The 23,283-nt window shown below is 68.5% G+C and carries 22 protein-coding genes and 1 tRNA gene; 10 read left to right on the forward strand and 13 right to left on the reverse strand.

What is annotated here, in order from left to right; translation table 11 throughout:
• Nucleotides 1-4: 4 nt before the first annotated feature.
• From rho to F6B43_RS05895, 8 genes are all read right to left on the reverse strand, one after another.
• Nucleotides 5-2,173, reverse strand: a complete 2,169-nt coding sequence (gene rho, locus F6B43_RS05860) for a transcription termination factor Rho (RefSeq protein ID WP_246159813.1) — start codon at nucleotides 2,171-2,173, stop codon at nucleotides 5-7.
• A gap of 176 nt (nucleotides 2,174-2,349) precedes the next feature.
• Complete coding sequence (gene thrB, locus F6B43_RS05865; RefSeq protein ID WP_150447902.1) at nucleotides 2,350-3,321, reverse strand: homoserine kinase; 972 nt, start codon at nucleotides 3,319-3,321, stop codon at nucleotides 2,350-2,352.
• Nucleotides 3,318-4,406, reverse strand: a complete 1,089-nt coding sequence (thrC, locus tag F6B43_RS05870; protein WP_150447903.1) for a threonine synthase — start codon at nucleotides 4,404-4,406, stop codon at nucleotides 3,318-3,320. The genes thrB and thrC overlap by 4 nt, the downstream gene beginning before the upstream one ends.
• A 2-nt stretch (nucleotides 4,407-4,408) precedes the next feature.
• Complete coding sequence (locus F6B43_RS05875; RefSeq protein WP_150447904.1) at nucleotides 4,409-5,743, reverse strand: homoserine dehydrogenase; 1,335 nt, start codon at nucleotides 5,741-5,743, stop codon at nucleotides 4,409-4,411.
• Entirely contained in the window at nucleotides 5,740-7,179 is a 1,440-nt protein-coding gene (gene lysA, locus F6B43_RS05880; protein ID WP_150447905.1) for a diaminopimelate decarboxylase, read from the reverse strand. The genes F6B43_RS05875 and lysA overlap by 4 nt, the downstream gene beginning before the upstream one ends.
• A gap of 154 nt (nucleotides 7,180-7,333) precedes the next feature.
• A complete protein-coding gene (locus tag F6B43_RS05885; RefSeq protein ID WP_150447906.1) occupies nucleotides 7,334-8,176 on the reverse strand; it encodes an LmeA family phospholipid-binding protein in 843 nt (280 codons plus the stop codon).
• 1 nt (nucleotide 8,177) lies between these two features.
• Nucleotides 8,178-9,842 (reverse strand): arginine--tRNA ligase, encoded by a 1,665-nt coding sequence (argS, locus tag F6B43_RS05890; protein WP_150447907.1) that lies wholly within the window; start codon nucleotides 9,840-9,842, stop codon nucleotides 8,178-8,180.
• A gap of 202 nt (nucleotides 9,843-10,044) precedes the next feature.
• On the reverse strand, nucleotides 10,045-10,878 hold the full coding sequence (locus F6B43_RS05895; RefSeq protein WP_150447908.1) for a transglutaminase-like domain-containing protein: 834 nt from the start codon (nucleotides 10,876-10,878) through the stop codon (nucleotides 10,045-10,047).
• A gap of 177 nt (nucleotides 10,879-11,055) precedes the next feature.
• On the opposite strand from F6B43_RS05895, the gene F6B43_RS05900 reads away from it, so the two are divergent.
• Genes F6B43_RS05900 through F6B43_RS05910 form a run of 3 tightly spaced genes read left to right on the forward strand, consistent with a single transcriptional unit; the run spans nucleotide 11,056 to nucleotide 13,922 of the window.
• Nucleotides 11,056-12,507, forward strand: coding sequence for a ferredoxin reductase family protein (locus F6B43_RS05900; RefSeq protein ID WP_150447909.1), 1,452 nt, complete (start codon nucleotides 11,056-11,058; stop codon nucleotides 12,505-12,507).
• Between the two features lie 12 nt (nucleotides 12,508-12,519).
• On the forward strand, nucleotides 12,520-13,080 hold the full coding sequence (locus F6B43_RS05905; protein WP_150447910.1) for an FMN-binding protein: 561 nt from the start codon (nucleotides 12,520-12,522) through the stop codon (nucleotides 13,078-13,080).
• Nucleotides 13,077-13,922: an FAD:protein FMN transferase gene (locus F6B43_RS05910; protein ID WP_150447911.1), complete on the forward strand. Its 846-nt coding sequence runs from the start codon at nucleotides 13,077-13,079 to the stop codon at nucleotides 13,920-13,922. The genes F6B43_RS05905 and F6B43_RS05910 overlap by 4 nt, the downstream gene beginning before the upstream one ends.
• Here the strand turns inward: F6B43_RS05910 and F6B43_RS05915 are convergent.
• Complete coding sequence (locus F6B43_RS05915) at nucleotides 13,903-14,904, reverse strand: sensor histidine kinase (RefSeq protein ID WP_150447912.1); 1,002 nt, start codon at nucleotides 14,902-14,904, stop codon at nucleotides 13,903-13,905. The genes F6B43_RS05910 and F6B43_RS05915 overlap by 20 nt on opposite strands.
• Complete coding sequence (locus tag F6B43_RS05920) at nucleotides 14,901-15,608, reverse strand: response regulator transcription factor (RefSeq protein ID WP_343030076.1); 708 nt, start codon at nucleotides 15,606-15,608, stop codon at nucleotides 14,901-14,903. Before F6B43_RS05920 ends, F6B43_RS05915 begins: the two co-directional genes overlap by 4 nt.
• Before the next feature lie 132 nt (nucleotides 15,609-15,740).
• Here F6B43_RS05920 and F6B43_RS05925 point away from each other — a divergent pair, with 132 nt between their 5' ends.
• Entirely contained in the window at nucleotides 15,741-16,466 is a 726-nt protein-coding gene (locus F6B43_RS05925) for a VIT1/CCC1 transporter family protein (RefSeq protein WP_150447913.1), read from the forward strand.
• A 75-nt stretch (nucleotides 16,467-16,541) separates the two neighbouring features.
• Nucleotides 16,542-17,129, forward strand: coding sequence for an SOUL family heme-binding protein (locus tag F6B43_RS05930; protein WP_150447914.1), 588 nt, complete (start codon nucleotides 16,542-16,544; stop codon nucleotides 17,127-17,129).
• 52 nt (nucleotides 17,130-17,181) lie between these two features.
• Here F6B43_RS05930 and F6B43_RS05935 read toward each other — a convergent pair whose 3' ends face one another.
• Nucleotides 17,182-18,081 (reverse strand): CHAD domain-containing protein, encoded by a 900-nt coding sequence (locus tag F6B43_RS05935; protein ID WP_150447915.1) that lies wholly within the window; start codon nucleotides 18,079-18,081, stop codon nucleotides 17,182-17,184.
• Nucleotides 18,082-18,586: 505 nt separating this feature from the next.
• Between F6B43_RS05935 and F6B43_RS05940 the strand changes: the two genes are divergently transcribed.
• The 5 genes from F6B43_RS05940 (at nucleotide 18,587) to F6B43_RS05965 (ending at nucleotide 21,406) form a co-directional block, all read left to right on the forward strand.
• Nucleotides 18,587-18,892, forward strand: a complete 306-nt coding sequence (locus F6B43_RS05940) for a helix-turn-helix domain-containing protein (RefSeq protein WP_150447916.1) — start codon at nucleotides 18,587-18,589, stop codon at nucleotides 18,890-18,892.
• Nucleotides 18,885-20,069 (forward strand): type II toxin-antitoxin system HipA family toxin, encoded by a 1,185-nt coding sequence (locus F6B43_RS05945; protein ID WP_150447917.1) that lies wholly within the window; start codon nucleotides 18,885-18,887, stop codon nucleotides 20,067-20,069. Before F6B43_RS05940 ends, F6B43_RS05945 begins: the two co-directional genes overlap by 8 nt.
• A 334-nt stretch (nucleotides 20,070-20,403) precedes the next feature.
• The gene (locus tag F6B43_RS05955; RefSeq protein WP_281349511.1) at nucleotides 20,404-20,628 is read left to right on the forward strand and encodes a transposase; all 225 of its coding nucleotides are present in this window, start codon (nucleotides 20,404-20,406) and stop codon (nucleotides 20,626-20,628) included.
• 17 nt (nucleotides 20,629-20,645) lie between these two features.
• Nucleotides 20,646-20,858, forward strand: a complete 213-nt coding sequence (locus F6B43_RS05960; protein WP_150447919.1) for a hypothetical protein — start codon at nucleotides 20,646-20,648, stop codon at nucleotides 20,856-20,858.
• Between the two features lie 47 nt (nucleotides 20,859-20,905).
• Nucleotides 20,906-21,406 (forward strand): DDE-type integrase/transposase/recombinase, encoded by a 501-nt coding sequence (locus tag F6B43_RS05965; RefSeq protein WP_150447920.1) that lies wholly within the window; start codon nucleotides 20,906-20,908, stop codon nucleotides 21,404-21,406.
• 25 nt (nucleotides 21,407-21,431) lie between these two features.
• On the opposite strand, the gene F6B43_RS05970 is transcribed toward F6B43_RS05965, so the two are convergent.
• A tRNA-Arg gene (locus F6B43_RS05970) sits at nucleotides 21,432-21,507 on the reverse strand.
• A 323-nt stretch (nucleotides 21,508-21,830) separates the two neighbouring features.
• The gene (locus tag F6B43_RS05975; RefSeq protein ID WP_150447921.1) at nucleotides 21,831-23,144 is read right to left on the reverse strand and encodes a hypothetical protein; all 1,314 of its coding nucleotides are present in this window, start codon (nucleotides 23,142-23,144) and stop codon (nucleotides 21,831-21,833) included.
• Between the last annotated feature and the right edge of the window lie 139 nt (nucleotides 23,145-23,283).

Consider the following 23,283-nt stretch of genomic DNA (forward strand, 5'->3'; position numbering starts at 1 on the left):
GAGGTCAGCGGATGTTGTTCTCGTGCCCGTGGCTGCTTCCGCCGGTGGGCGCCGGGATCGACTTCTGCATCTGCACGAGGAACTCGACGTTGGACGAGGTCTCTTTCAGCTTGCCGAGCACGACCTCGAGAGCCTGCTGGGGGTCGAGGCCGGCGAGGGCACGACGCAGCTTCCAGGTGATCTTGACCTCGTCAGCTGACAGGAGCATCTCTTCACGACGCGTGCTCGACGCGTTCACGTCCACGGCCGGGAAGATGCGCTTGTCGGCCAGCTGACGCGACAGGCGCAGTTCGCTGTTGCCGGTGCCCTTGAACTCTTCGAAGATGACTTCGTCCATCTTCGAACCGGTCTCCACGAGCGCTGTGGCGAGGATCGTGAGCGACCCGCCGTTCTCGATGTTGCGGGCGGCGCCGAAGAAGCGCTTGGGCGGGTACAGCGCCGATGCGTCGACACCACCGGTGAGCACACGGCCGGACGTGGGCGCGGTGATGTTGTACGCACGGCCGAGGCGCGTGATCGAGTCCAGGAGCACGACCACGTCGCGGCCGAGCTCGACGAGGCGCTTGGCGCGCTCGATCGCCAGCTCGGCGACCGTCGTGTGATCTTCGGCCGGACGGTCGAACGTCGAGGCGATGACCTCGCCCTTGACCGTGCGCTGCATGTCGGTGACTTCTTCCGGACGCTCGTCCACGAGCACGACCATGAGGTGCACTTCGGGGTTGTTCGTCGCGATCGCATTGGCGATCTGCTGCAGCACGATCGTCTTGCCGGCCTTCGGCGGCGCGACGATGAGGCCTCGCTGGCCCTTCCCGATCGGAGCGACCAGGTCGATGATGCGCTGGGTCAGCTTCTCGGGTGCCGTCTCGAGGCGCAGGCGGTCCTGCGGATAGAGCGGAGTGAGCTTGCCGAATTCGACGCGGGTCGCCGCATCTTCGACGGACAGGCCGTTGACCGAGTCGACCTTGACCAGCGCGTTGTACTTCTGGCGGCTGGACTGCTCGTTCTCGCGCGGCTGCTTGATCGCGCCGACGACCGCGTCGCCCTTGCGGAGGTTGTACTTCTTGACCTGGCCGAGCGACACATAGACGTCGCTTGCGCCCGGCAGGTAGCCGCTCGTGCGGACGAAAGCGTAGTTGTCGAGCACGTCGAGGATGCCGGCGATCGGAATGAGGACGTCGTCCTCGTTGATCTCGGTCTCGAACTCGTCGGCGCCCTGCTGGCCACGGCGCTTCGGACCGTTGTCGCGGGGGTTGTTCTCACGCGCGGCGTTGCGGGGCTGGCGCCCGCGCCCTGCGGCCGGTGCCGGCTCGTCGTCGGTCTCGGCCTGCTGCGGCTGATTCTGGTTCTGAGCGTTGCCCTGGGGCTGCGCCCCCTGACCCGTCTGCGCGGTCTGGCCGTTGCGGCGGTTGCGATTGCGGCTCCGGCTGCGGCTGCGCGCAGATGTGCCGGGCTCGCCCTCGGTCGTGGCCTCGCCCTCGGTTGTGGCACCGCCCTCGGTCGTGTCGGCCTCGGCGGTCGTGTCGGCCTCGGCGGTCGTGTCGGCCCCGGCGGTGGTGTCGGCCCCGGCGGTGGTGTCGGTGACGGATACGTCCTGCGCAGGTGCCTCCGCGGCACCGGCTTCGGACGGCGCCTCAGCCGAGGGGGTCTCTTCCGTGACGGGTGCCTCGACGGCAGCCTCCGCAGTGGGCGTCTCCGCTGCTGGCGCCTCGACGGCAGCCTCCGTGGCGGGCGTCTGCTCTGCGGTGGGCGTCTGCTCTGCGGCGGGCGTCTGCTCTGCGGCGGGCGCATCGACCGCGGACTCGGCGGCCGCCTTCGGAGACGCCTTGGCCGGGGCGTCGGTGCTCTTCGCCCGACGCGGCGCTCGCTTGCGCGGCGCGGTGGCGGGTGCCGGCTCGACCGGAGCCTCGGCCGCGGCGGGCGTCGCGTCGACAGGTGCGTCAGCCGGAGCATCCGCTGCGACCTCTGCCTGCTGCTCGCCAGGTGTCTGCGCGACGGGCTCTTCGTCGCCAGGCTCCTGGGCGACGGGCGCCTCGGCCTCAGCGACATCGGGGGCGTTATCGGTGTTGACGGCGATGGTGTCGTCGGACTGCGCGGCGCCTTCTCCGGACGCGGGCGCGTCGACGCGCTCGTCCGCCTGGGCATCGGCAGTGTTGATCTCGGAGATGGACTCCACGAGTTCTCCCTTGTGAAACGTGTGGATGTGCACGACCGCATCCGATCCGTGCAGGACGGACCCGGTCCCCACCGCGATTCGACGCACTCAGGGACCGGATGGTCACTCGAAGAGCGTCAAGGGTGGGGGGTGATGCGGTGCTTTCGCAGATTTGCGACGGAGGCCAGATTCACGTGTTACGTGGAACCCTCCGCGTACTCTTTCACTGTACCACCCTTAAAGTCGACGGCCAGCATGAGCGCGTCCCACGGGGTGTCGGTGACGGATGCCGCGACGTCCGCCGCTTCCAGACGCCGGCCCGGCCCGTCGGCCAGCACGAGCACGCTGGGACCTGCCCCGGAGATGACCGCGGCGAAACCCTGCGCACGAAGTGCGCGCACCAGGCGATCGGTCTCGGGCATGGCCTGAGCGCGGTAATCCTGGTGCAATCTGTCGCCGGTGGCAGCCAGCAGCAGCTCAGGGCTCTGGATGAGCGCGGCGATCAGCAGTGCGGAGCGCGACACGTTGAAGACCGCGTCCTCGCGAGGCACCTGGAGCGGCTGCAGGCTGCGCGCGACGCTCGTCGACATCGTGAATTCGGGCACGAAGACCACGGGCGAGACACCCCGATGCACGAGGAGCTTCTTGTGCTGGGGGCCTGTCTCATCCATCCAGGCGATCGTGAGGCCGCCGAACAACGCGGGTGCGACGTTGTCGGGGTGCCCCTCGAGCTCGGTCGCAAGCCGCAGCAGTGCCTCGTCGCCGAGCTCGACTCCGTCGGTGTGATCGGTACCGAGCTCGAGCAGACCCTTCGCGGCGAGCAGGCCCGAGACCACCGCCGCGCCCGACGACCCCAGGCCGCGCCCGTGCGGAATGACGTTGTGCGCACGAAGTCGCACACCCGGCATGCGGCGCCCCACAGAGGCGAACGCGTGCGCCATGGACCGTACGACGAGGTGGGAGGCATCGAGCGGAACGGCATCCGCCCCCTGGCCGGTCACCTCGATCTCGACGCGATCATCGTCGAGCGCCGTGACGAGCAGCTCGTCGTAGACGCTCAGCGCGAGTCCGAGCGTGTCGAAACCGGGACCGAGATTGGCGCTTGTCGCCGGTACCCGAACCGCGACCGTGCGCCCGGGGGACGCGGGCGACGGATCGGATGCGCTCACGCCGGTTCCACCGCGGGCACCAGGCCCAGCACCGACGCCACCTCGGAGGTCGTCGCGTCCACGACGGTCGGAGCGACCTCGCTGCCGTCGGCGTTGCGCAACGCCCACTGCGGATCTTTCAGCCCGTGACCGGTGACCGTCAGCACCACGCGGGCACCTGCGGGGACGATCCCCGCCTCCGCGCGGTCGAGGAGGCCCGCGACGCTGATCGCCGAGGCAGGCTCGACGAAGATGCCCACCTCACCGGCGAGAAGCTTCTGGGCAGCGAGGATGCGGGCGTCGTCGATCGCACCGAACCAGCCGTCGGTGGCGTCGCGCGCCTCGAGGGCGAGCTCCCACGATGCGGGATTGCCGATGCGGATCGCGCTGGCGACCGTCTCGGGGTTCTTCACGATCTCGCCGCGCACGAGCGGGGCGCTGCCCTCGGCCTGGAACCCGAACATCCGCGGCACGCGCGTGGCCACGCCGCGCTCGGCCTCCTCGCGGTAGCCGCGCGAGTAGGCGGTGTAGTTGCCGGCGTTCCCGACCGGGATGAAGTGGAAGTCGGGAGCGTCGCCCAGCACCTCGACGACCTCGTAGGCCGCCGTCTTCTGACCCTCGATGCGATCGGGGTTGACCGAGTTGACCAGGTGAACCGGATAGTGGTCGGCGAGCTCGCGGGCGATCTCGAGGCAATCGTCGAAGTTGCCGCGGATCTGGATCAGCTGACCATTGTGGATCACCGCCTGGCTGAGCTTGCCCATCGCGATCTTGCCCTCGGGCACCAGCACGGCGGCCGTGATGCCCGCGTGCGCGGCATACGCGGCGGCCGATGCCGACGTGTTGCCCGTGGAGGCGCAGATGACCGCCTTCGCACCGTGCTCGACGGCGCGCGACAGCGCGACGGTCATGCCGCGGTCCTTGAAAGAGCCCGTCGGGTTCATGCCCTCGAACTTGACCCAGACGTCGGCCCCGGTCAGACGCGACAGCGCCGGTGCCGGCAGGAGCGGCGTGCCGCCCTCGCCCAGGGTCACGACGGTCGAGGCATCCGTCACTCCCAGTCGATCAGCGTATTCGCGGAGGACTCCGCGCCAGACGTGTGCCATTGTCAGTCTCCTTCTACGCGCAGGACCGAGACGACGCGCTCCACGACGCCGCTCGCCGCGAGCCGATCGACGGTCTCGCTCAGGTCCTGCTCCCGGGCTTTGTGGGTTCCGATGACCAGTCGTGCAACGCCCACCGCATCGGCGGTGTCGGCGTCGTCGACGATGGTCTGCTCGACGGTCGCGATCGAGACGCGGCCGTCGCTGAGAGTGCCGGCCACCGTGGCCAGCACTCCGGGCCGGTCGTCGACCTCGAGCGTGATCTGGTAGCGGGTCGTGACACGGCCGACGGGCACGATGGGCAGATTCGCTCTGGTCGACTCGCCCACCCCGACACCGCCGGCGATGTGGCGGCGCGCCGCCGAGACGATGTCGCCCAGCACGGCGGACGCCGTCTGCACGCCCCCGGCCCCTGCCCCGTAGAACATGAGGCTGCCCGCCGCCTCGGCCTGCACGAAGACGGCGTTGTGGGCGCCGTGGACGCTCGCAAGCGGGTGGGCCCGGCTGATGAGGGCGGGATAGACGCGCACCGAGATGGCTTCACCGGATGCCGCGGCATCCGATTCGCCCTGCAGCCGCTCGCACACCGCCAGCAGCTTGATGACGTAGCCGGCGCGTCGCGCTGATTCGATCATCGACGCGTCGATGCCCGTGATGCCCTCACGGTGCACCGTGGAGAGCGGGACGGTCGTGTGGAAGGCGAGGCTCGCGAGGATCGCCGCCTTCTGGGCCGCATCGAAGCCTTCGACATCCGCGGTCGGGTCGGCCTCGGCGTAGCCGAGGGCCTGTGCTTCGGCCAGTACGTCGGCGAGGTCGGCGCCCTCGGTGTCCATCCGGTCGAGGATGTAGTTCGTCGTACCGTTGACGATACCCATGATGCGCTGCACGCGGTCGCCGGCGAGTGAGTCGCGCAGCGGGCGGATGATCGGGATCGCACCAGCGGCGGCAGCCTCGTAGTAGACCTGCGCCCCGACCTGGTCGGCGGCCTCGAAGATCTCGGTGCCGTGGGTGGCCAGGAGCGCCTTGTTGGCCGTGACGACGTCGGCGCCCGAGTTGATGGCCTGCAGCAGATAGGTGCGGGCCGGCTCGATGCCCCCCATCAGCTCGATCACGATGTCGGCGCCCATGATGAGCGTCTCGGCGTCGGTGGTGAAGAGCTCGCGCGGCAGGTCGGTCTCGCGCGGGGCGTCGAGGTCGCGCACCGCGATCCCGACGAGCTCGAGCTCGGCTCCGGCACGATCGGCCAATTCGGCTCCGTGACGCAGCAGCAGTGCGGCGACCTGAGACCCGACGGCCCCCGCGCCCAGCAGTGCCACCCGGAGGCGACGGTAGTCAGTCACGTGTTCCCCTCCCCGGACGCGCCCGTGTCGCGGGCCAGCAGATCCGAGATCGACTCGGCGCGTACGATCACGCGCGCTTCTCCCCCGCGGACGGCGACGACCGCCGGACGGGGCACAAAGTTGTAGTTGCTCGCCAGCGAGAAGCAGTACGCCCCCGTCGCGGGCACGGCGAGAAGGTCGCCGGGTGCGATGTCCGCAGGCAGGTACTCCGCGTCCACCACGATGTCGCCCGACTCGCAATGGCGCCCCACGACGCGCGAGAGCGTGGGCGCCGCGGCGCTCGCACGGGACGCGATGCGCGCGGAGTACTGCGCGCCGTACAGGGCGGGGCGGGCATTGTCGCTCATACCGCCGTCGACGCTGACGTACGTGCGAACCAGGTCGTCCGACACCAGCACCGGCTTGATCGTGCCCACCTCGTACAGAGTCACACCGGCCTGACCGACGATCGCGCGCCCCGGCTCGAAAGCGAGATTCGGGATCGGGATGCCGCGCTCGGCGCACTCCCGTGCAACGGCGTCGACGATGCCCGTGGCCAGTGCCGCGATGGGGGTCGGGTCATCGGCAGAGGTGTAGGCGATGCCGAAGCCGCCCCCGAGATTCATCACGGGGACGTCGCCGCCCTCGAGCAGGGCGGCGTGCAGCTCGACGACCCGCGCGGCGGACTCGGCGAAGCCGGACGTGCCGAAGATCTGCGAGCCGATGTGGCAGTGCAACCCCGTGAAGACCAGACCCGGGATCGAGCGGATGCGGGAGACGGCGGCCGCGGCATCCCCCAGAGCGAAGCCGAACTTCTGGTCTTCGTGCGCCGTGGCGAGGAAGTCGTGGGTCTCTGCGTGCACACCGCTGACGACGCGCACGAGAACGGCCTGGGTCGCGTGCGGCACGGCGGCGCGCCGCCGCGCGATGATCGACTCGAGCCGATCGATCTCGTCATGGCTGTCGATGACGATCGAGCCGATACCGGCATCGACGGCGCTTTCGAGTTCGCGGGTGGACTTGTTGTTGCCGTGGAAGCCCAGCCGGGCAGGGTCGGCGCCCGCGGCGAGTGCGACGGCGAGCTCACCCTCGGAGCACACGTCGACGGCGAGGCCCTCGTCGGTCACCCAGCGCACCACCTCGGTCGAAAGGAAGGCCTTGCCCGCGTAGTAGACGCGTGCCCCGACGCCGTACGCCGCGGTGGCAGTGCGGAAGGCGGCGAGCGCCGCTCGCGCGTGGGCCCGCACTTCGTCCTCGTCCAAGATGTACAGGGGGGTGCCGAAGCGTTCGCGCAGCGCGGTGAGCGCGACGCCGGCGATCCGGATCGCACCGTCCTCATCGCGCACCGCCGACGACGGCCAGACCCCGTCGACCAGGCCATTCGCGTCGCCCGGCTCGACCAGCCACGAGGGGATCGCGACCGGGCCGGACGGAGCGGCGGACGTAGCGGCAGACACGGTGGGGAACCAATCGGTGGATGCTTCGGCGCGGCGTCTTCCGGGGTTCGCCCGGGATCTGCGGGGTGCCAGGGCCGGTGTGCTCACGCGCCGGGCAGTCCTAGCAGTCTAGGGCACCGGCATCCCGTCGCTTCTGCGCTGTGCACAACGCGACTCAGGCGCACGTGCCCTTCGCGCTCAGGGCCGGATCGGTGGCGATCGCCGGATCGACGTTCAGGCCCGCGACGAGCATGTCGCCCTGCACCGCGACACTTGTCAGGGTCAGTCCGACCGGAAGGTACTTCGCGACGCAGATGTTCCAGCCGCCGAGCAGCGTATCGGCGACACCGCCGAACCGGCTTCGCAGGTCCGCTGCGCTGAGCTCAGCCCCGGCGACCTGCACCGAAGCCGGCGTCAGGACGAGCTGTCCCTCGGCCGCGCTCGGTGTCAGGGAGAGCGCGACAGGCAGTGGGAGGCCGAGCACGCTGAGGGACGTGCCGGCCGTCACGTTCGGCTCTGCCAGCGCAAGGGAATCGATGGAGATCGTGGTGTTGCCGCCCGCAGTGCTCGTCAGGAGCGCCTGCACCTGCGCCGCGTCGAGGGAGACCGTCGCCGTCGCTGCGCGCGCCGTGGGCGGATCGCCCAGGCCGATCCCTTGCGCGTGCACCGAGACATCGCCCGTGAGCTGCCCGAGAGAGACGTCGTCGGACGCGACTGTCACGTCGTCGAGACGACCGCCGATGAGCTGCGGCAGCACCGCACCTTCGATCGTCACGTCGATCGGCTGGTCGGCGGGGAGCGCGAGGCTCGTGATGACCTGCTGCCGGATCGTCTTGCTCACGAGGTCGCGCGCGATCCACTCGCCGGCGAACCACGCAGCCGCCGCGAGCACAGCGATCACGACGATCGCCACGATCCACGGCCACGCCCGCCGCCGTCGCCGGGGCTCACCCGAAGAGGACAGCACCCACTGCGCCGCCGGGTCCGGCAGGGGCTGCGTGGGCTGCGTGTCGGTCATGTCACATCCGTTCGGGAGCGCTCACGCCGAGCAGATCCAGGCCATTGCGCAGGACCTGCCCCGTGGCGTCGTTCAACCACAGCCGGGTGCGGTGCACCGGCTCGATCGGATCGTCGCCGAGCGGGATCACGCGGCAGTTGTCGTACCACCGGTGGTAGAGCCCCGCGAGCTCTTCGAGGTAGCGGGCGATACGGTGCGGCTCGCGCACCTCTGCGGCGAACGCGACGGTCCGCGGATACTCCTGCAGGGCGCCCAGCAGCGCCGATTCGGTCTCGTGCTGGAGCAGTTCCGGTGCGAACTCGGAGCGGTCGACCCCGGATGCCGCGGCATTGCGCGCGACGTTGTGCGTGCGGGCGTGCGCGTACTGCACGTAGAAGACGGGGTTGTCGTTCGTACGCTTCTGCAGGACGTCGAGGTCGATGTCGAGATTGGAGTCGGCGGAACTGCGAGCGAGCGAATACCGCGCGGCGTCGACCCCGACGATCTCGACGAGATCCTCCATCGTGACGACCGTGCCGGCGCGCTTGGACATCCGCATCGGCTGGCCCTCGCGGACCAGGTTCACCATCTGCCCGATGAGGATCTGCAGGTTGACACCCGGCTCGTCGCCGAACGCGGCAGTCATCGCCATGAGACGCCGGACGTAACCGTGATGGTCGGCGCCGAGCATTATGATGCACCGGTTGAAGCCGCGCTCGCGCTTATCGAGGTAGTACGCCAGATCCCCGGAGATATAGGCGGGCTGACCATCGGACTTGATGACGACCCGGTCTTTGTCATCCCCGAACTCGGTGGTGCGCAGCCAGATCGCGCCGTCCGACTCGTAGATGTGCCCGAGATCGCGCAACCGCGTCACGGCGCGCTCCACCGCGCCCGAGTCGTGCAGATCGTTCTCGTGGAAGTACACGTCGAAGTCCACGCCGAAGTCGTGAAGGCTCGCCTTGATCTCGTCGAACATGAAGGCGACGCCCATCGAGCGGAAGACCTCCTGCCTGTCCTCCGGGCTCAGGGCGGCCAGGTCGCCGTCGTAGGCGAGCGCCACCCGCCGCGCGATATCGAGGATGTACCCGCCGCCGTAGCCGTCCTCGGGGGCGGGAAGACCCTCGTGCGCGGCGACGAGACTGCGGGCGAAGCGGTCGATCTGCGAGCCGTGGTCGTTGAAGTAGTACTCGCGGGTGACCGCGGCGCCCTGCGACGACAGGATGCGCGCGAGCGAGTCGCCGACCGCAGCCCAGCGGGTTCCGCCGAGGTGGATCGGACCCGTCGGGTTCGCGGAGACGAACTCGAGGTTGATGATCTCGTCGACGCGCGACGAGTTCGTGCCGAACGCGGCGCCGGCCTCGACGATCGCGCGCGCGAGTGATCCGGCGGCCGCGGCATCCAGCCGGATGTTGATGAAGCCGGGACCGGCGACCTCGACGCTGGCGACGCCATCGACGGCGCGAAGCCCTTCGGCGATCTCGGCGGCGAGCTCGCGCGGGTTGGCCCCGGCGATCTTGGCGAGTTTGAGCGCCGCGTTCGAGGCCCAATCGCCGTGCTCACGGTTCTTGGGGCGCTCCATCGGCAGATCCGATGCCGTCAGCGCTGCGCTCGCGCCCTCGCGTCGGGCCTCGACCAGCGGGGCGACGACGGTGAGCAGGGCGGCGGAGAGCTCTTCGGGATCCATAGCCGCACCAGTCTAGTTCGGCGGATCTGTCCGCCCGCTGTGGTCAGACCGGTGCGGGACCGGTGCGGCCGCGCTCGGCTGGGTCGTGCCGGTGAGTTCTCCGAGCATCACCGAACATCTCGAAGGATCGCGGGGGCGACATCGTCCGTTCCTGGCCCCCCGGGGTCGACCCGAGCCCCGGGCATCCTTCGAGATGTATGGGTCAGGCGATCTGCACCAGCGAGAGGTGGTCGTCGTCGGTACCGCTGTCATCCCCGACCATGCCGTCCGCTGAAGCGGTCTCGGGCATCGTCCACGCGTCCACCCGCATGCGCGAGAGACCGACGTGGCCGCCGTGATACGTCAGGAACGCGCAATCGGCGGCATCTCGACCCGTGGCGATCCGCACCAGTGACCGGCGGTCGGCCAAGCGGGTCGCGTCGATCACGTACCAGGCGCCGTCGTGGTAGGCCTCGGCGACCGCGTGGAAGTCCATCGGCTGCAGCCCGGGCGCGAAGCACGCGGCGTACCGCGCCGGCATGTCCATCGCCCGAAGGAGCGCGATCACGACGTGCGCGTAGTCGCGGCAGACGCCCTGTCCGGTCATGAGGGTGGTCACGGCGCTGTCGGTCCCGAGGCTGAGGCCGGGCGTGTAGGTGACGCTCGACGAGACGAACTCGGTCACCGCTGAGATGAGGTCATCGCCGTGCAGACCGCGGAACTGGCGCCGCGCCTGCGAGAAGACCTCGTCCGACTGGCAGTAGCGGCTCGGACGAAGGTAGGTGATCGCCTCGAGGTCGCTCGTACGGGTGGTGGTCGCGACGCCCTCGACGGTCGCTTCGTACCTGACCTCCAGGAGCCCGGCCTCACCCGTGAGGCGGTGCAGCCGGCTGCCGGACTGGTCGACGATCTCGGTCGGGGTGTATTCGCGATCGCCCTGCGTGAACGTCAGCGTCTCGCTCGACAACGGCACGGGCTGGGCCGCCGTGATCGAGAAGATGAGGTCGACGGACGACCCCAGTTCGAGGTCGAGTTCGGCGGTGACGACGCGTTGCACCGAAGTATCCTCGCACGCCGGATCGTGCCCCTGGAACGCACCAGATGACGCTCTCGTGCCGATCGTGCGGCACGCCTGGCGACGGATCGCGATTGCGAGCTGATGGGTTGGCTATGCGAATCCTGAGGACACGGGATTCTTGGCCCTGTCTGGGGATCGAATGCCCACGATCGGAGCATGGCTTCTCTCACCTCCGTGTCGCCCCCCGGCGCCCGCCGCGCCACGCGCGGTGCTCCCGAGCCGGTCGGGCGCCTGCTCGATCCCGAGGTGCGCTCCCGTCCAGCCGTCGCCTGGAACCTCGCCGCCTCGACCGTGATCTGGTTCACGAGCCTGGTGGTGGTCGCCCTGTGGGTCCACGGCGGTGGAGTGGACGCTGTCCTCGCGCACAACGCCGAGACCCTCAACACCCTCGGCCGCCTCAGCGGCCTGATCTCAGCGAACCTCCTCCTCTACCAGGTGCTGCTGATGGCGAGGGTGCCCGTCTTCGAGCGCGGGTTCGGCCGCGACGGCATCACGCGGATGCACCGGCTCGTCGGGTTCTGGTCCTTCTGGCTGCTCCTCGTGCACATCGTGCTGCAGGTGCTCGGCTATGCCGCCGTGGCCGACCTGAACCCCTTCGTGCAGCTGTGGCAGTTCATCTGGGATTACCCGGGGATGCTGCTGGCCACGGCGGCCACGATCCTCCTGGTTCTCGTCGTGATCACCTCCCTCCGCCGGGCGCGGCGCCGCCTGAGATACGAGTCGTGGCACCTCCTGCACCTCTATGGCTACCTCGGCGTCGGACTCGCGATCCCCCACATGCTGTGGACCGGCGCGGACTTCACCGCCTCGACGCTCGCGACGGTGTACTGGTGGGGGTTGTGGGCGCTGGTGGCCGCATCCGTCCTCGTCTTCCGCATCGGCGTGCCCCTGTGGCGATCGATGCGGCACGATGTGCGCGTGGTCGCGGTCGAGCGCGACGGGCAGCGCGGGGTCGCGGTGCGCATGCGGGGCCGTGACATCCAGCGGCTGGGCGCCGCCGCGGGACAGTTCTTCGTGTGGCGCTTCCTCGACGGGCCCGGATGGATGCGGGGGCACCCGTTCTCACTCGCTGCGGCCCCCATCGGCAACGAGCTGACGATCTCGGCGCGGCTGGTCGGCGATGGCACGCGGCGCCTCACCACCCTCCGCCGGGGGACGAAGGTCGTCTTCGAGGGGCCCTACGGCAAGATGACCGGGGCTGTCCGGACGGGGACGAAGCTCCTCATGATCGGCGCCGGCGCCGGCGTCGCCCCCCTCGTGGCGCTCCTGGAGTCGGAGGCCTACGCCCCCGGCGCCGCGACGCTGCTCACGCGTGACCATGAGGACGCCGACGTGCTGCGGCTCGGGGCGATCCACAACCTCATGCGCACCCGGGGGGTCCAGTACTACACGCTGAACGGACCCCGTTCCGGAGGCGCGTCGTCGTGGCTCCCTGCCACGCACGCGCAATGGCGAGGAGCTGACCTGATCAGGCAGCTCGCTCGGGACATCGATGCGTACGACGTGTTCGTGTGCGGACCGATCCCGTGGATGGCGAGCCTGCGCGCCGACCTCCGTCATGCGGGCGTCGCCGCCGAGCGCATCCACACCGAAGCATTCACCGTCTAGGAACGAGGCGACATGAAGAAGATCATCTACGGCATCCTCGCCACGATCAGCGGGCTCGTGCTGCTGTTCAGCTACCGGACCTCGCTCGGCGAGACGGTCGCGGCCGACATCGCGCCGGTATCGGGATCCACCACGACGACGGCGAAGCCCGGCGCTGCCCCGACGCCCGCACCGACGACGTCCGCGGCCCCGTCGCCGTCGCCGTCCGCATCGTCGACACCATCGGCATCCGCGTCCGCATCCGCGTCCGCATCCGCATCGGCATCCGCGCCGGCTGCGTCGGCCTCTGGGCTGAAGGACGGCACGTTCACCGGCTCCGCCGTCAACACGCGTTACGGGCCGGTGGCCGTGCAGATCACCGTGTCGGGCGGCGCGATCACCGATGTGCAGGTGCCGGAGTACCCGAACGGCGACTCACGCGATCGTCAGATCAACTCGATCGCGCTGCCGCGGCTCGTGTCCGAGACCCTCAGCGCGCAGAACGCGCAGATCGACATGGTCTCCGGAGCGACCTACACGAGCGAGGGCTACGTGCAGTCGCTCCAGAGCGCCCTCGATCGGGCGAAGGCATGAGCGGGCAGGGCTTCGCCCGCTGGGCATGGGCGGAGGACATCATGGGAACGACCGTGAGCATCCACGTGATCACGCGAGCCGGATCGCCACGGGCCGGATCGGAGGCAGCGAGGGCATGCTTCGCCCACCTACGCGAGATCGACCGCGTGTTCTCGACCTACCGATCTGAGTCGGACGTGTCTCGCCTGCGCGGCGGCGCACCCCTCGATGAGCTCGACCCGCGCGTGCGCGACGTCGCCGACGCGTGCGACGCGTGGGAGATCGCGTCGCGGGGGCGCTTCACCGCGTACGCGGGGCACTCGTTCGACCCGAGCGGGTACGTGAAGGGCTGGGCGGTCGAGGCCGCCGCCCGGCAGCACCTGGCGCCCCTCATCGCGACCCCCGGGGTGGTCGCCGCCGGCATCAACGCCGGCGGAGACATGCAGCTGTTCACGTCGGATGCCTCGGACTGGCGCTGGTCGGTCGGCATCGCCGACCCGCACCGCCCCGGCACGATCGTCGCGACGCTCGAGGTCGTCGACGGTGCCGTCGCCACGTCCGGCACCGCCGAACGGGGCACGCACATCATCGACCCGCGGACCGGCGCTGCCGCGACCTCGGTCGCGAGCGCCACCGTCGTTGCCGATTCGCTCACCGCCGCCGACGTCTGGGCGACGGTCGCCGTCGTGGCGGGGGCCGACGACCTGTCGTGGATCGCGGATGCGTCGACCCGCACGGGCATCGTGATCTCAGCGTCGGGCGCCGTCCGGCGTTGGACCGGTGCCACCGAGATCGAGGTCGGGATGGTGGACGCGGGTCGCGCTCACCTCACGTCGATGCCGCTCAGCTCGAGGGCAGCGTGAGCAGGAAGGTCGTGCCCTCAGCGGATGTCTGCTCCACGGCGATCGAGCCGTGGTAGCGCGTCGCGACCTCCCGCACGAGCGACAGGCCGAGACCGAACCCTCGGCGTCTGCCCGTCTCGCCGGAACGCGCAAACCGCTCGAAGATCCGCTCGAGGTCCTCCGGCCGGATGCCCCCGCCGCGATCGCTCACCCGGATCTCGACGCGGTGGTCGGCACGAGCGACCGTGACCTCGATGGCACTCCCGGTCGGCGCGTGCTGGATCGCGTTGTCGATGAGGGCCACGCAGAGCCGCGTGAGTGTCACGGCGGGAATCATCGCCGTCGCGCCGGCACCCGCCGTTCCCTTCGCCGGCGCGACATCGATGACCACCGATCGGTCCGCGGCGATCGGCTGGAGCGATCTGGCCGCGGTCGCCGCGCACTCGGCGGGATCGGCCGCCTCGCCGACCGGCGCCGAGTCGGCCTCCGCCGACAGCAGGAGGTCGGTGAGCACATCGTCCATCTGCGCCGCGTTGCGACGCAGATCGAGGATGGTCTCGTCGATCGGCTCGTCGCGTGCGTGCCGTCTCTGCAGGATCTGGATGCGGCTGGTCAGCGCCGTCAGAGGTGTGCGCAGCTCGTGGCTGGCGTCGGACACGAAGTTGCGCTGCAGGGTCAGCGCCTCCGCGAGCGGGCGCACGGAGCGTCGCGCGGCGAACCAGGCCACCACCCCGAGCAGCACCACGCCGATGATGCCCAGCACGATCACGACCGGCACGACGCGATCGACGTCCACGATCACGTGGTCCCCGTCGGGCACGCGTTCGCCCCCTCCTCCACCCGCTCCTCCGCCGCCATCGCGCTCGGGCCGGGACGTCAGCAGAATGACGCCGACGAGGATCGCGACCCCCGCGGCGATGACGACCGCCGAGGCCGCCCCCACCCACAGCCCGATGCGTCTGGCCGTTCGACGCACCCGATGGGCGTCGTCGACGTCGCTCACGTCGGAACGCCGATCCGGTATCCCATTCCGCGGACGGTCTCGATGATCTCCGGCACCGATTTGCGGCGGACGTAGTGCACGTACGTGTCGACCGACCCCGGCGAGTCTCCCGCAGCGAACACGGCGCCGACGAGCTCTTCCCGCGAGAACACGTGTTCCGGGCTGCGACTGAGCACATCCAGCAGCGACGACTCCGTGGGGGTCAGCGCGACGCGCAGGCCCGTCGGCGAATGCAGGACTCCCGAGCGCGGGACGAAGAGCCAGTCGCCGAGGTGGCGCCGCTCGCCCTCGGCGCGGTATCCGCGCACGAGCGCTCGGAGTCGGGCCAGGAGCTCTTCGAAGTCGAAGGGCTTGACGAGGTAGTCGTTGGCCCCGGCATCCAGCCCCTCGACCCGGTCACTCACGCCGCCGAGCGCGGTGAGCAGGAGGATGGGTGTCGTGATGCGCGCGGTGCGCACCGCCGCGACCAGGGCGACTCCGTCCATCCCGGGGAGCCTCCGGTCGATCACCATGACGTCGTAGTTCTCTCGCAGCGCAGTGGTGAGAGCCGCCGCACCATCTGCGAGATGATCGACGTCGTAGACCTCGGAAAGGACCTCGGTCACCATGCCGGCGATCTCCGCGTCATCCTCGACATACAGGAGTCGTGGCAGCAGGCTCCGCCGTGCGCTCACGTCGGCCCCCATTCCGTCGGTCGTCTGCACCCGTTGATCACAGCCGATCCGTTCCCAGACCACTCTAAGGAGACCAGCCTCCCTCGTGAGGCGGTCTCGTGGCCGGACCGCTCGTCCTGTTGAATTGTCCTACCGCCCGACCTCGCAGATGGAGATCCGATCATGAGCGACCCCGTTCCGATTGCACACGTCGGCGAACCGCATCGAGAGGGGCTCGCGCAGCGCCTGAACTGGCTTCGTGCGGGCGTGCTCGGCGCGAATGACGGCATCGTGTCGGTCGCCGCGATCGTGGTCGGCGTGGCCGGTGCGACGAGCGACATCTCTCCCATCCTCACGGCAGGCGTCGCCGGGCTCGTCGGCGGCGCCGTCTCGATGGCCCTCGGCGAGTACGTCTCGGTGAGCAGTCAGAGCGACAGTGAGCGCGCCCTCATCGCCAAGGAGAAGCGGGAGCTGGCGGAGATGCCCGACGAGGAGCTGGAGGAACTCGCCGGCCTGTACGAGGCGAAGGGGCTTCGCCCCGAGACGGCCCGCCAGGTCGCCGTCGAGCTCACCGCGCATGACGCCGTCGCCGCGCACCTGTCCGCCGAGCTCAACATCGACGAGACAGACGTCGTCAGCCCCTGGCATGCCGCCGGAGCATCGGCCGTCGCCTTCACGATCGGTGCCCTGCTCCCCCTCCTGGCGATCCTCCTCCCCCCGGCGGAGTGGCGGGTCCCTGCGACGTTCATCGCTGTGCTGGTCGCGCTGGCCCTGACCGGGTGGATCTCTGCGCGCCTCGGCGGCAGCTCTACGGCCAAATCAGTCCTCCGCGTCGTGATCGGGGGTGCGATCGCGCTTGTCGCGACATATGGCATCGGCACCTTGCTCGGGGCGACCGGCATCGCCTAGTCGATCCCATCCCATCCCAGGACGTGACGTGACGTGGGCATCTGAGCCGGCCGAATCCAGAGAATCGAGATCCCGATGACCGAGCAGCAGCCCTACGACGTCGTCCGCGACTACGGCACGTTCGAGACGCGTCGCTATCCGGAGCACGTCCTCGCGGAGGTGACAGTGGAAGGCCCGTTCGAGTCGGCGGGAAATCGTGCGTTCGGGCTTCTCTTCGGCTACATCACGGGAGCCAACGCCACGCGCACGAAGATCGCCATGACCGCGCCCGTTCTCCAGAGCAGTAGCGATCTCATGATCGACGGCGTCCGCCGCTCGCCGGACATCGAGGACGTTTCGGCTCCTTCGGGGCCCGAGCGCTACCGGGTCGCGTTCGTGCTCCCCGCGACATTGACGGCAGCCTCCGCTCCCGTCCCCGCAGACTCGACGGTTCAGCTGCGCACCGTGCCCGAATCCGTCGTCGCCGCGGCGCGGTTCAGCGGAAGCTGGAGCGCAGCCCGCTATGGCGCTCACCGGGAGAAGCTGCGCGCAGACGTGCGAGCGGCCGGCCTGACGGCGATAGGCCCCGACATCTCCGCCCGCTTCGATCCGCCCTTCATGCCCGCGTTCCTGCGTCACAATGAAGTTCTTCTCGAAGTGGACCCTTCGACCTCGTCGGCCTGAACACGATCGGCCTCATCGGGTTCACCTCCGCGGTGCCGTCGAGCCGAGGGATCTAGGGGGCGGCGCGCTCGATCGCCGTCGCGAGCTTCTTACGGGCTGGACGCACGGCGCGCAATCTCTCGTCAGCGAAGGCGCGGGCACGAGCGTCGAGCTCGTCGTAGACGAGCGTGCCCTCGCCGGCTCGACCAGCAAGGGTGCGGGCCTGATCGATGCGGTCGGCGAGCAAGACGGCATCCCGGTGATCCCCGAGTGCCGACTGGATGCGGTGCGCAGCCTTGGCGACCGCGCGCAGGGAATCGCCGAAGATCCCCGGCGGATCGGTCATCGCGCCCTCGATCGCGTGCGCCACCCGCCGAGCCCGCTTCCGCACGGCATGCTGCACGTGCAATGACGCCGTCGGTCGCTTGGCTTCCCGCACCACCCGCTCGGCCTCGTCGATCAGAAGAATCCGGAGGGTCGTGCCCGGCTCCGCCGCGGCGGCCGAGAGCGGTGGGTCGGCGGCGAATTCATGCAGCCGTCGGCGCATCTGCCTCAGCCTCTCCAGATCGTGGATCTCGACGACACGATGGTGTGCGGCGAGCGTGGCATCCCGCACGGGCGCTGCCAGGCGTGTGGACACGCGCGCATCCGAGGCGGCGGCATCCACGTCGGCGACGAGCGCATCGGCGAGCTGAGCGGCGACCTCGTGGTCACGCACGACGCCGAGCGCGGTCCCCCATTCCTGTAGGGACCTGCGCAGTTCCTTCACCGCGAAGGGATCGAACAGGTCGCGGAAGACGCCGAGCACACTGCGGAGTCGGCGCACGATGGTCCTGTGCTGATGCACTCCGTCGAGCTCGCCCGCCAGCGCCGCCGATTCGGTCTGGTCGAAACTCTGCACCAGGTCGCGCAACGCGGCGGTCACCACGTCGCCCGCTGTCGGTTCAGATGCTGCCGCTTTGCCCACGGTCACCCCTCCCTCGCTGGTTCTTCATGTGCGACGGCCCCAGCCATTGCGGGACCGGTCAGTGGTTCTCTGCGTTCTCCATCGATCCACCGTATGCAGGTGGGCCCGCCACGAGAAGGGCGCGATCGGTGATGCCGCACGCCGCCGACGTCGCACCGCCCACCCGACGCGACACGCCCTCCGCCGCACTCAAGAAGGGCGCATGGTGACGGGTGAGCGGGTGGCAGGCAGCGGCGGACGGAGGGCAGGACGGCGAGACTCCGATGTAGAACTGCCACGGTCAACGCTCCCGTCCTGACTATGCGGATCAGCACGGGTCCTCGCGCTGAGGTCATGGACTCGAGTGATGTCGGAACCGCAAGGCCGGGGCCAGCCGGGTCGTTCAGATCGTTTGCCCGCACATTCGTCACGGCTGCTTCGCGCGTCGTCGCCCGGCTGCGCCCATCATTAAATCAATGAAACTTGATCTAAATAGGCTTTAGATCAAGCTTCTTTGATCTAACATTGATTTATGTCAATCACTCCCATCCCCGTCAAGCGGTCTATGCGAACGATCGGACAGAACCTTGCGAGCCAGCGAAAGCTGCTGGGACTAACCGCGAGAATGATTGCTGAGCGCGCCGGAACCACGCCGCAGACGATAAGCAAGCTTGAGAACGGCGACGGCACGACCCTTGAGATCACGCTACGCGTCATGCGAGTCCTGGGGCTGATGGATGCCGTCGTAGCCGCCAGCGATCCGTTCAGTACCGAGCGTGGCCGACTGATGGTAGACGAAAGGCTTCCCGAACGAGTGCGCGTTCGTAGCGATGACTGACGTCTATGAGGTGACCACGGTAGTCGGTCGCAAGGAACTACTCGCCGGCAGGATCTACCGCACCAGAACGTCCGGCGCGTTCGAGTACGACTCCGACTACCTTCGCAGGCGAGACGCCTTCGAGCTCGCTCCGGCCCTGGGCTTGTTTCCGGGCGCACAACCGCTGCAGCCCACTAACCCATTTAGCGACTCGGCACCCGATACATGGGGCCGGAAGGTGCAGAATCGCGCGGCGGGCCGACAGCTCGACGAGCTCACTCTTATGTTTGGTGTCAACGATGAGGGTCGTCAGGGAGCGACACGTTTCTGGGGCGACGGGGCCGCCGTAACGTCTGGCAATGGTGTGCCAGTTGAGGCGGATCTGGCTGACATCATCCACGTTGCAGATCAGATCGAACGCGGCGAGACGGAGATCGACGACGTCGCGGTTCGTCGTCTATTCCGGGCGACCGGCTCGTTGGGTGGTGCCCGCCCCAAGGCGAACGTGAAGATCGGCGGTGATCTCTGGTTAGCAAAATTCCCCAAGCCGGTCGGCGACGACTGGAACGTAATGGCCTGGGAAGCGGCGATGCTCGATGCCATGGGGACGGTAGGAATCGACGTCCCCCAGCACTTGACGAAACGGGTGCTGGTCGACGGCTCTGAACGCACCGTGCTATTTCTGAGGCGATTCGATCGTACGGATGACGGTGTACGCATCCCCTACATTTCCGCGATGACCGCACTGGAAGCCACCGACGGTGAGGGCGGAGATTGGGTTGACGTCGTCGACTTTGCGCAGCTTGCCGGCTCCGATCCGACTCAGCTGTGGCGACGAGCTGTGTTCGGGGCACTGGTCGGTAATCTCGACGACCACCTGCGGAACCATGGCTTTCTTCGCCGCGGGACAGCTTGGGCGCTCTCTCCAGCGTTCGACGTCAACCCGGAGCCGGTTGGCGACGGGAATGACCATCAGCTGGCGCTACTGGGCAACAGCGAACTCGGGCTCGACTCTTTCACGGGGAAGGATGCGCTCGACCTCTTCGGCGTCAGGCCCACAGTCGCAAACGCCTTCCTGGAAGATCTGCGTCCGGTGGTGGCTGCGCTACCCCGCTTTGCAGCAGCCCACGGCGCAGACGTCTTCTCCCTTGAAGTGATGACCTCACGACTCAAGGCTGCGGAAGCCGCATTGAGTTGAACACCGCGCTTGTGCGCGTTTGGGATGGTTGTTGGCCCAGCCTCAGTCCGTGATCCACCTGGGGCGTCGCTGCCGATGCCTATGCAATCGACGATGCCCATGACGACGACGTAGATGACGACCTTGAGGACGCGGATGACGACGAGGACGACGAGGACGGCGCCGACGATGACGATGACGATGACGACGACGACGACGTCGACGTCGCTTGAATCGGCCTGACTTTCGTTCCGTTCTTCACGTAAGAGCGGAACACGATGAACAGGAAGTATTCGGCGGAGATGCGTGAGCGCGCGCCCAGGATGCTCGCGGAGACGCGCCCGCGCCCACGATGATGAGCGCGGTCCGGCATGTGGCCGGACTGCTGGGGATGAGCCCGGAGACGTTGCGGTTATGGCAACGCCGATACGAGATCGACGCAGGTGTCAAGCCCGGTGTCACGACCGAGGCCGCGGCGGAGATCAAGCGCCTGCAGAAGGAGGTCTCTGAGCTACGAAAGGCAAACGAGATCCTCAAGGCTGCGAGCGTGTTCTTCGCGAAGGAGCTCGACCGGCCCTGACCGAGATGATCCTGTTCATGAACGAACATCGGAATCGTTTCGGGGTCGAGCTCATCTGCCGGGTCCTCAGTTCCTCAGTTCATGGGTTCCTCACCGCCCGCGGGTATCGCGCCGCAGTGGGTCGTGCTCCGTCCGCGCGGCAGATGAAGGATGAGCTGCTGCTGCTGGAGGTCGCGCGGTTGCATGCGGAGAACTACGGCGTCTACGGCGTCGGACGATGCATGCCCTGATGCGCCGGTAGGGGTGGGATGTCGGCCGCGATCAGACGGAACGGCTGATGCGGCTCGCCGGTGTGGAGGGCGTGAAGCGCTCGAAGCGGGTGTTCACGACGAAGTCCGATCCGGCAGTGGACAAGCCGGAGGATCTCGTGCAGCGCCGGTTCACCGCTCCCGGCCCGCGCAGACTCTGGGTCGCCGACGTGACATATGTCGCGATTTGGTCTGGGTTCGCTTACGCCGCGTTCGTCACCGATGTGTACTCGCGTCGCATCGTGGGCTGGAACGTCGCGTCGACGCTCCGATCCGACATCCTGCCGCTCCGGGCACTCGATATGGCCGCGTGGGCCGCTGGCGGGCGCCCGGACGGGCTGATCCATCACGCCGATCATGGGTCGAACTACCGCCCGATAGGAACGAGAGTCAGGCCGATTCATACGCAAGACGTCTACGCGGACCTGTTCGACGACGACCTTGAAGATGTCGCGACCCGACTCGACGAGGCAAAGCGCGCGGCAAGTGTTGTCAAAGTGTTGTCACGACAAAGGGGCCGCGAGGTCTGAATGACCCGCGACCCCTTGTCTCGATTGGTGCCCCCGACTGGAATCGAACCAGCGACCTTTGGTACCGGAAACCAACGCTCTATCCCCTGAGCTACGGAGGCGTACCGACCGAGGATATCACCGCGCGAAGTCGCTCCTCGGCCGCTCGGACACCCGACGAACTACCATTATGCTCGTTATGTTCGATCGTGAGGAGCAAGAACGGGAATGAGCAGACGGCGGCTTCACGCCGTTACCGCGGTGGTTGGGCGGAGGCGAATGCGTCAGCCTCGTCCGCTTCGGCGTGCTGGCTTCCCATATTCCTCTCCACCAGCTCGCGCATTCCGCGGCCTCAGGAGGGCGCCGACGCCCGGCGCTGGCCGCGCGTGATCACGGTAGCAGCCCCTGTGCTGTGGCCATGCCGTCTCGGAGACTCGAGCCGGGGCTACGGCCAGCCGGTCGTCCACAGCAGAAGGATGGCGACGACCTGACCCACCAGGCAGATCGCGATCCCCCACCCGCGCCGCGCGGGCGTACTCGACAGTCGCTCGTCCGCGAGCAGCGGCGCAAGGGGCACCGCGAGCCGGAAGACGCTCTGCTGCGGAAGGAAGACGGCGAACAGATACAGTCCGTAGCTCGCCGAGTACGCGACGATCTCGAGCCCGAGGCGGCGGACCTGTGGCGAGCGCATCCAGAGCACGAATCCGATCATGAGCGCGAGCACGACCAGGACGCCGAGGAATCCCATGTACGTGCCGAACAGGCGGAACCACGGGGTCATCGGCACGAAGTCGCCGGGGCCGATGAAAGGAATCCACCAGGCCGTCTCGGTGCGGACGTACGCGTGCGGGGTTCCGGTGACCGCTTCGGCGATGTACTGCCACGCCAGCCCCGCGATCGCCATGACGAGGCCCGAGACGATGAGCCCGATCATCTGGCGGAGCGGGAACGGATCGATGTGCCGTCGGACGAAGCGGACGACGAATACGATGCCGAGTCCGAGCGAGAGAGCGAGGACTCCGGGTCTGGTGAACGCCGCGATCAGACCGATCGGCGCGATCCAGCCGTATCTGCGATCGACCGCGAGGATCAGCATCCCGAAAAGCATCAGCAGGTAGAGCGACTCGGCGTAGGCGAGGACGAAGATGAACGAAAGCGGGCTCAGCGTGAAGAGCACGACCGCCCACCACGACGCGTGCGCACTCGTGACCCGGCGCAGCAGGATGTAGAGCAGAAGGGTGGCTCCGGCGCTCGCCGCGATGCTGATCGCGACGCCCGCGAGCTGCCACGGGACTCCCAGCAGATCCGACACTGCGCGCTCGAGACCGGGGAACACCGGGAGGAATGCCCAGTCGTTCGGCTGGATGACGCCCGCCACGTTCATGGGCAGCGATGGCGGGTAGCCGATCTGCGAGATGCGCCCGTAGCGGGCGCCGTCCCAATCGGAGAGGAAGTTGAGGAACGTCGTGATCGGATTCTTATCCGGGCCGAACCCCCATCCGCTCACCCGCGCGATCTGGTAGAAGATCCCGAGCAGCGCCAGGTTGATCGCGCGCCCCCCGGCCCACAGCAGAAGCACCTTCGAAAGAGTGCCTCTGGCGATCGGCTCGACGTCGCGGTGCGGCGTCGGCAGAGCCACCAGCATCGTGCGGAACCCGTGGGCCGCGCGCCGGACGCGCGCCAGGGCGCCGGAGACGGCCGCGTCGCCGGTTCGCGGACGCGGGGCGGTGTCGAGGTCGTGCTGTGGTTGCGTGGTCACTGGCACCTTCCGTGTCGGCGACGCGGTGCGGGCGCCCTGATCGGATCTTGGCACACGCGGGTGGAGAGACTGGTGAACGAACCCTGCGAGGAGCGGCAGGGTGCGTCGCGCCGGACGACCCAGCATAACGAAGGCGCCT

Origin of the sequence: Microbacterium rhizomatis (assembly GCF_008710745.1) — a bacterium.
GTDB classification, from domain to species: domain Bacteria; phylum Actinomycetota; class Actinomycetes; order Actinomycetales; family Microbacteriaceae; genus Microbacterium; species Microbacterium rhizomatis.

Excerpts from the sequence above, each read along its gene's own strand:
- thrC (WP_150447903.1), bottom strand. The coding sequence starts at position 4,406 with ATGGCACACGTCTGGCGCGGAGTCCTCCGCGAATACGCTGATCGACTG.
- F6B43_RS05885 (WP_150447906.1), bottom strand. The coding sequence starts at position 8,176 with ATGACCGACACGCAGCCCACGCAGCCCCTGCCGGACCCGGCGGCGCAG.
- argS (WP_150447907.1), bottom strand. The coding sequence starts at position 9,842 with ATGGATCCCGAAGAGCTCTCCGCCGCCCTGCTCACCGTCGTCGCCCCG.
- F6B43_RS05900 (WP_150447909.1), top strand. The coding sequence starts at position 11,056 with ATGGCTTCTCTCACCTCCGTGTCGCCCCCCGGCGCCCGCCGCGCCACG.
- F6B43_RS05905 (WP_150447910.1), top strand. The coding sequence starts at position 12,520 with ATGAAGAAGATCATCTACGGCATCCTCGCCACGATCAGCGGGCTCGTG.
- F6B43_RS05910 (WP_150447911.1), top strand. The coding sequence starts at position 13,077 with ATGAGCGGGCAGGGCTTCGCCCGCTGGGCATGGGCGGAGGACATCATG.
- F6B43_RS05925 (WP_150447913.1), top strand. The coding sequence starts at position 15,741 with ATGAGCGACCCCGTTCCGATTGCACACGTCGGCGAACCGCATCGAGAG.
- F6B43_RS05930 (WP_150447914.1), top strand. The coding sequence starts at position 16,542 with ATGACCGAGCAGCAGCCCTACGACGTCGTCCGCGACTACGGCACGTTC.
- F6B43_RS05940 (WP_150447916.1), top strand. The coding sequence starts at position 18,587 with ATGTCAATCACTCCCATCCCCGTCAAGCGGTCTATGCGAACGATCGGA.
- F6B43_RS05945 (WP_150447917.1), top strand. The coding sequence starts at position 18,885 with ATGACTGACGTCTATGAGGTGACCACGGTAGTCGGTCGCAAGGAACTA.
- F6B43_RS05955 (WP_281349511.1), top strand. The coding sequence starts at position 20,404 with ATGAGCGCGGTCCGGCATGTGGCCGGACTGCTGGGGATGAGCCCGGAG.
- F6B43_RS05960 (WP_150447919.1), top strand. The coding sequence starts at position 20,646 with ATGAACGAACATCGGAATCGTTTCGGGGTCGAGCTCATCTGCCGGGTC.
- F6B43_RS05965 (WP_150447920.1), top strand. The coding sequence starts at position 20,906 with ATGCGGCTCGCCGGTGTGGAGGGCGTGAAGCGCTCGAAGCGGGTGTTC.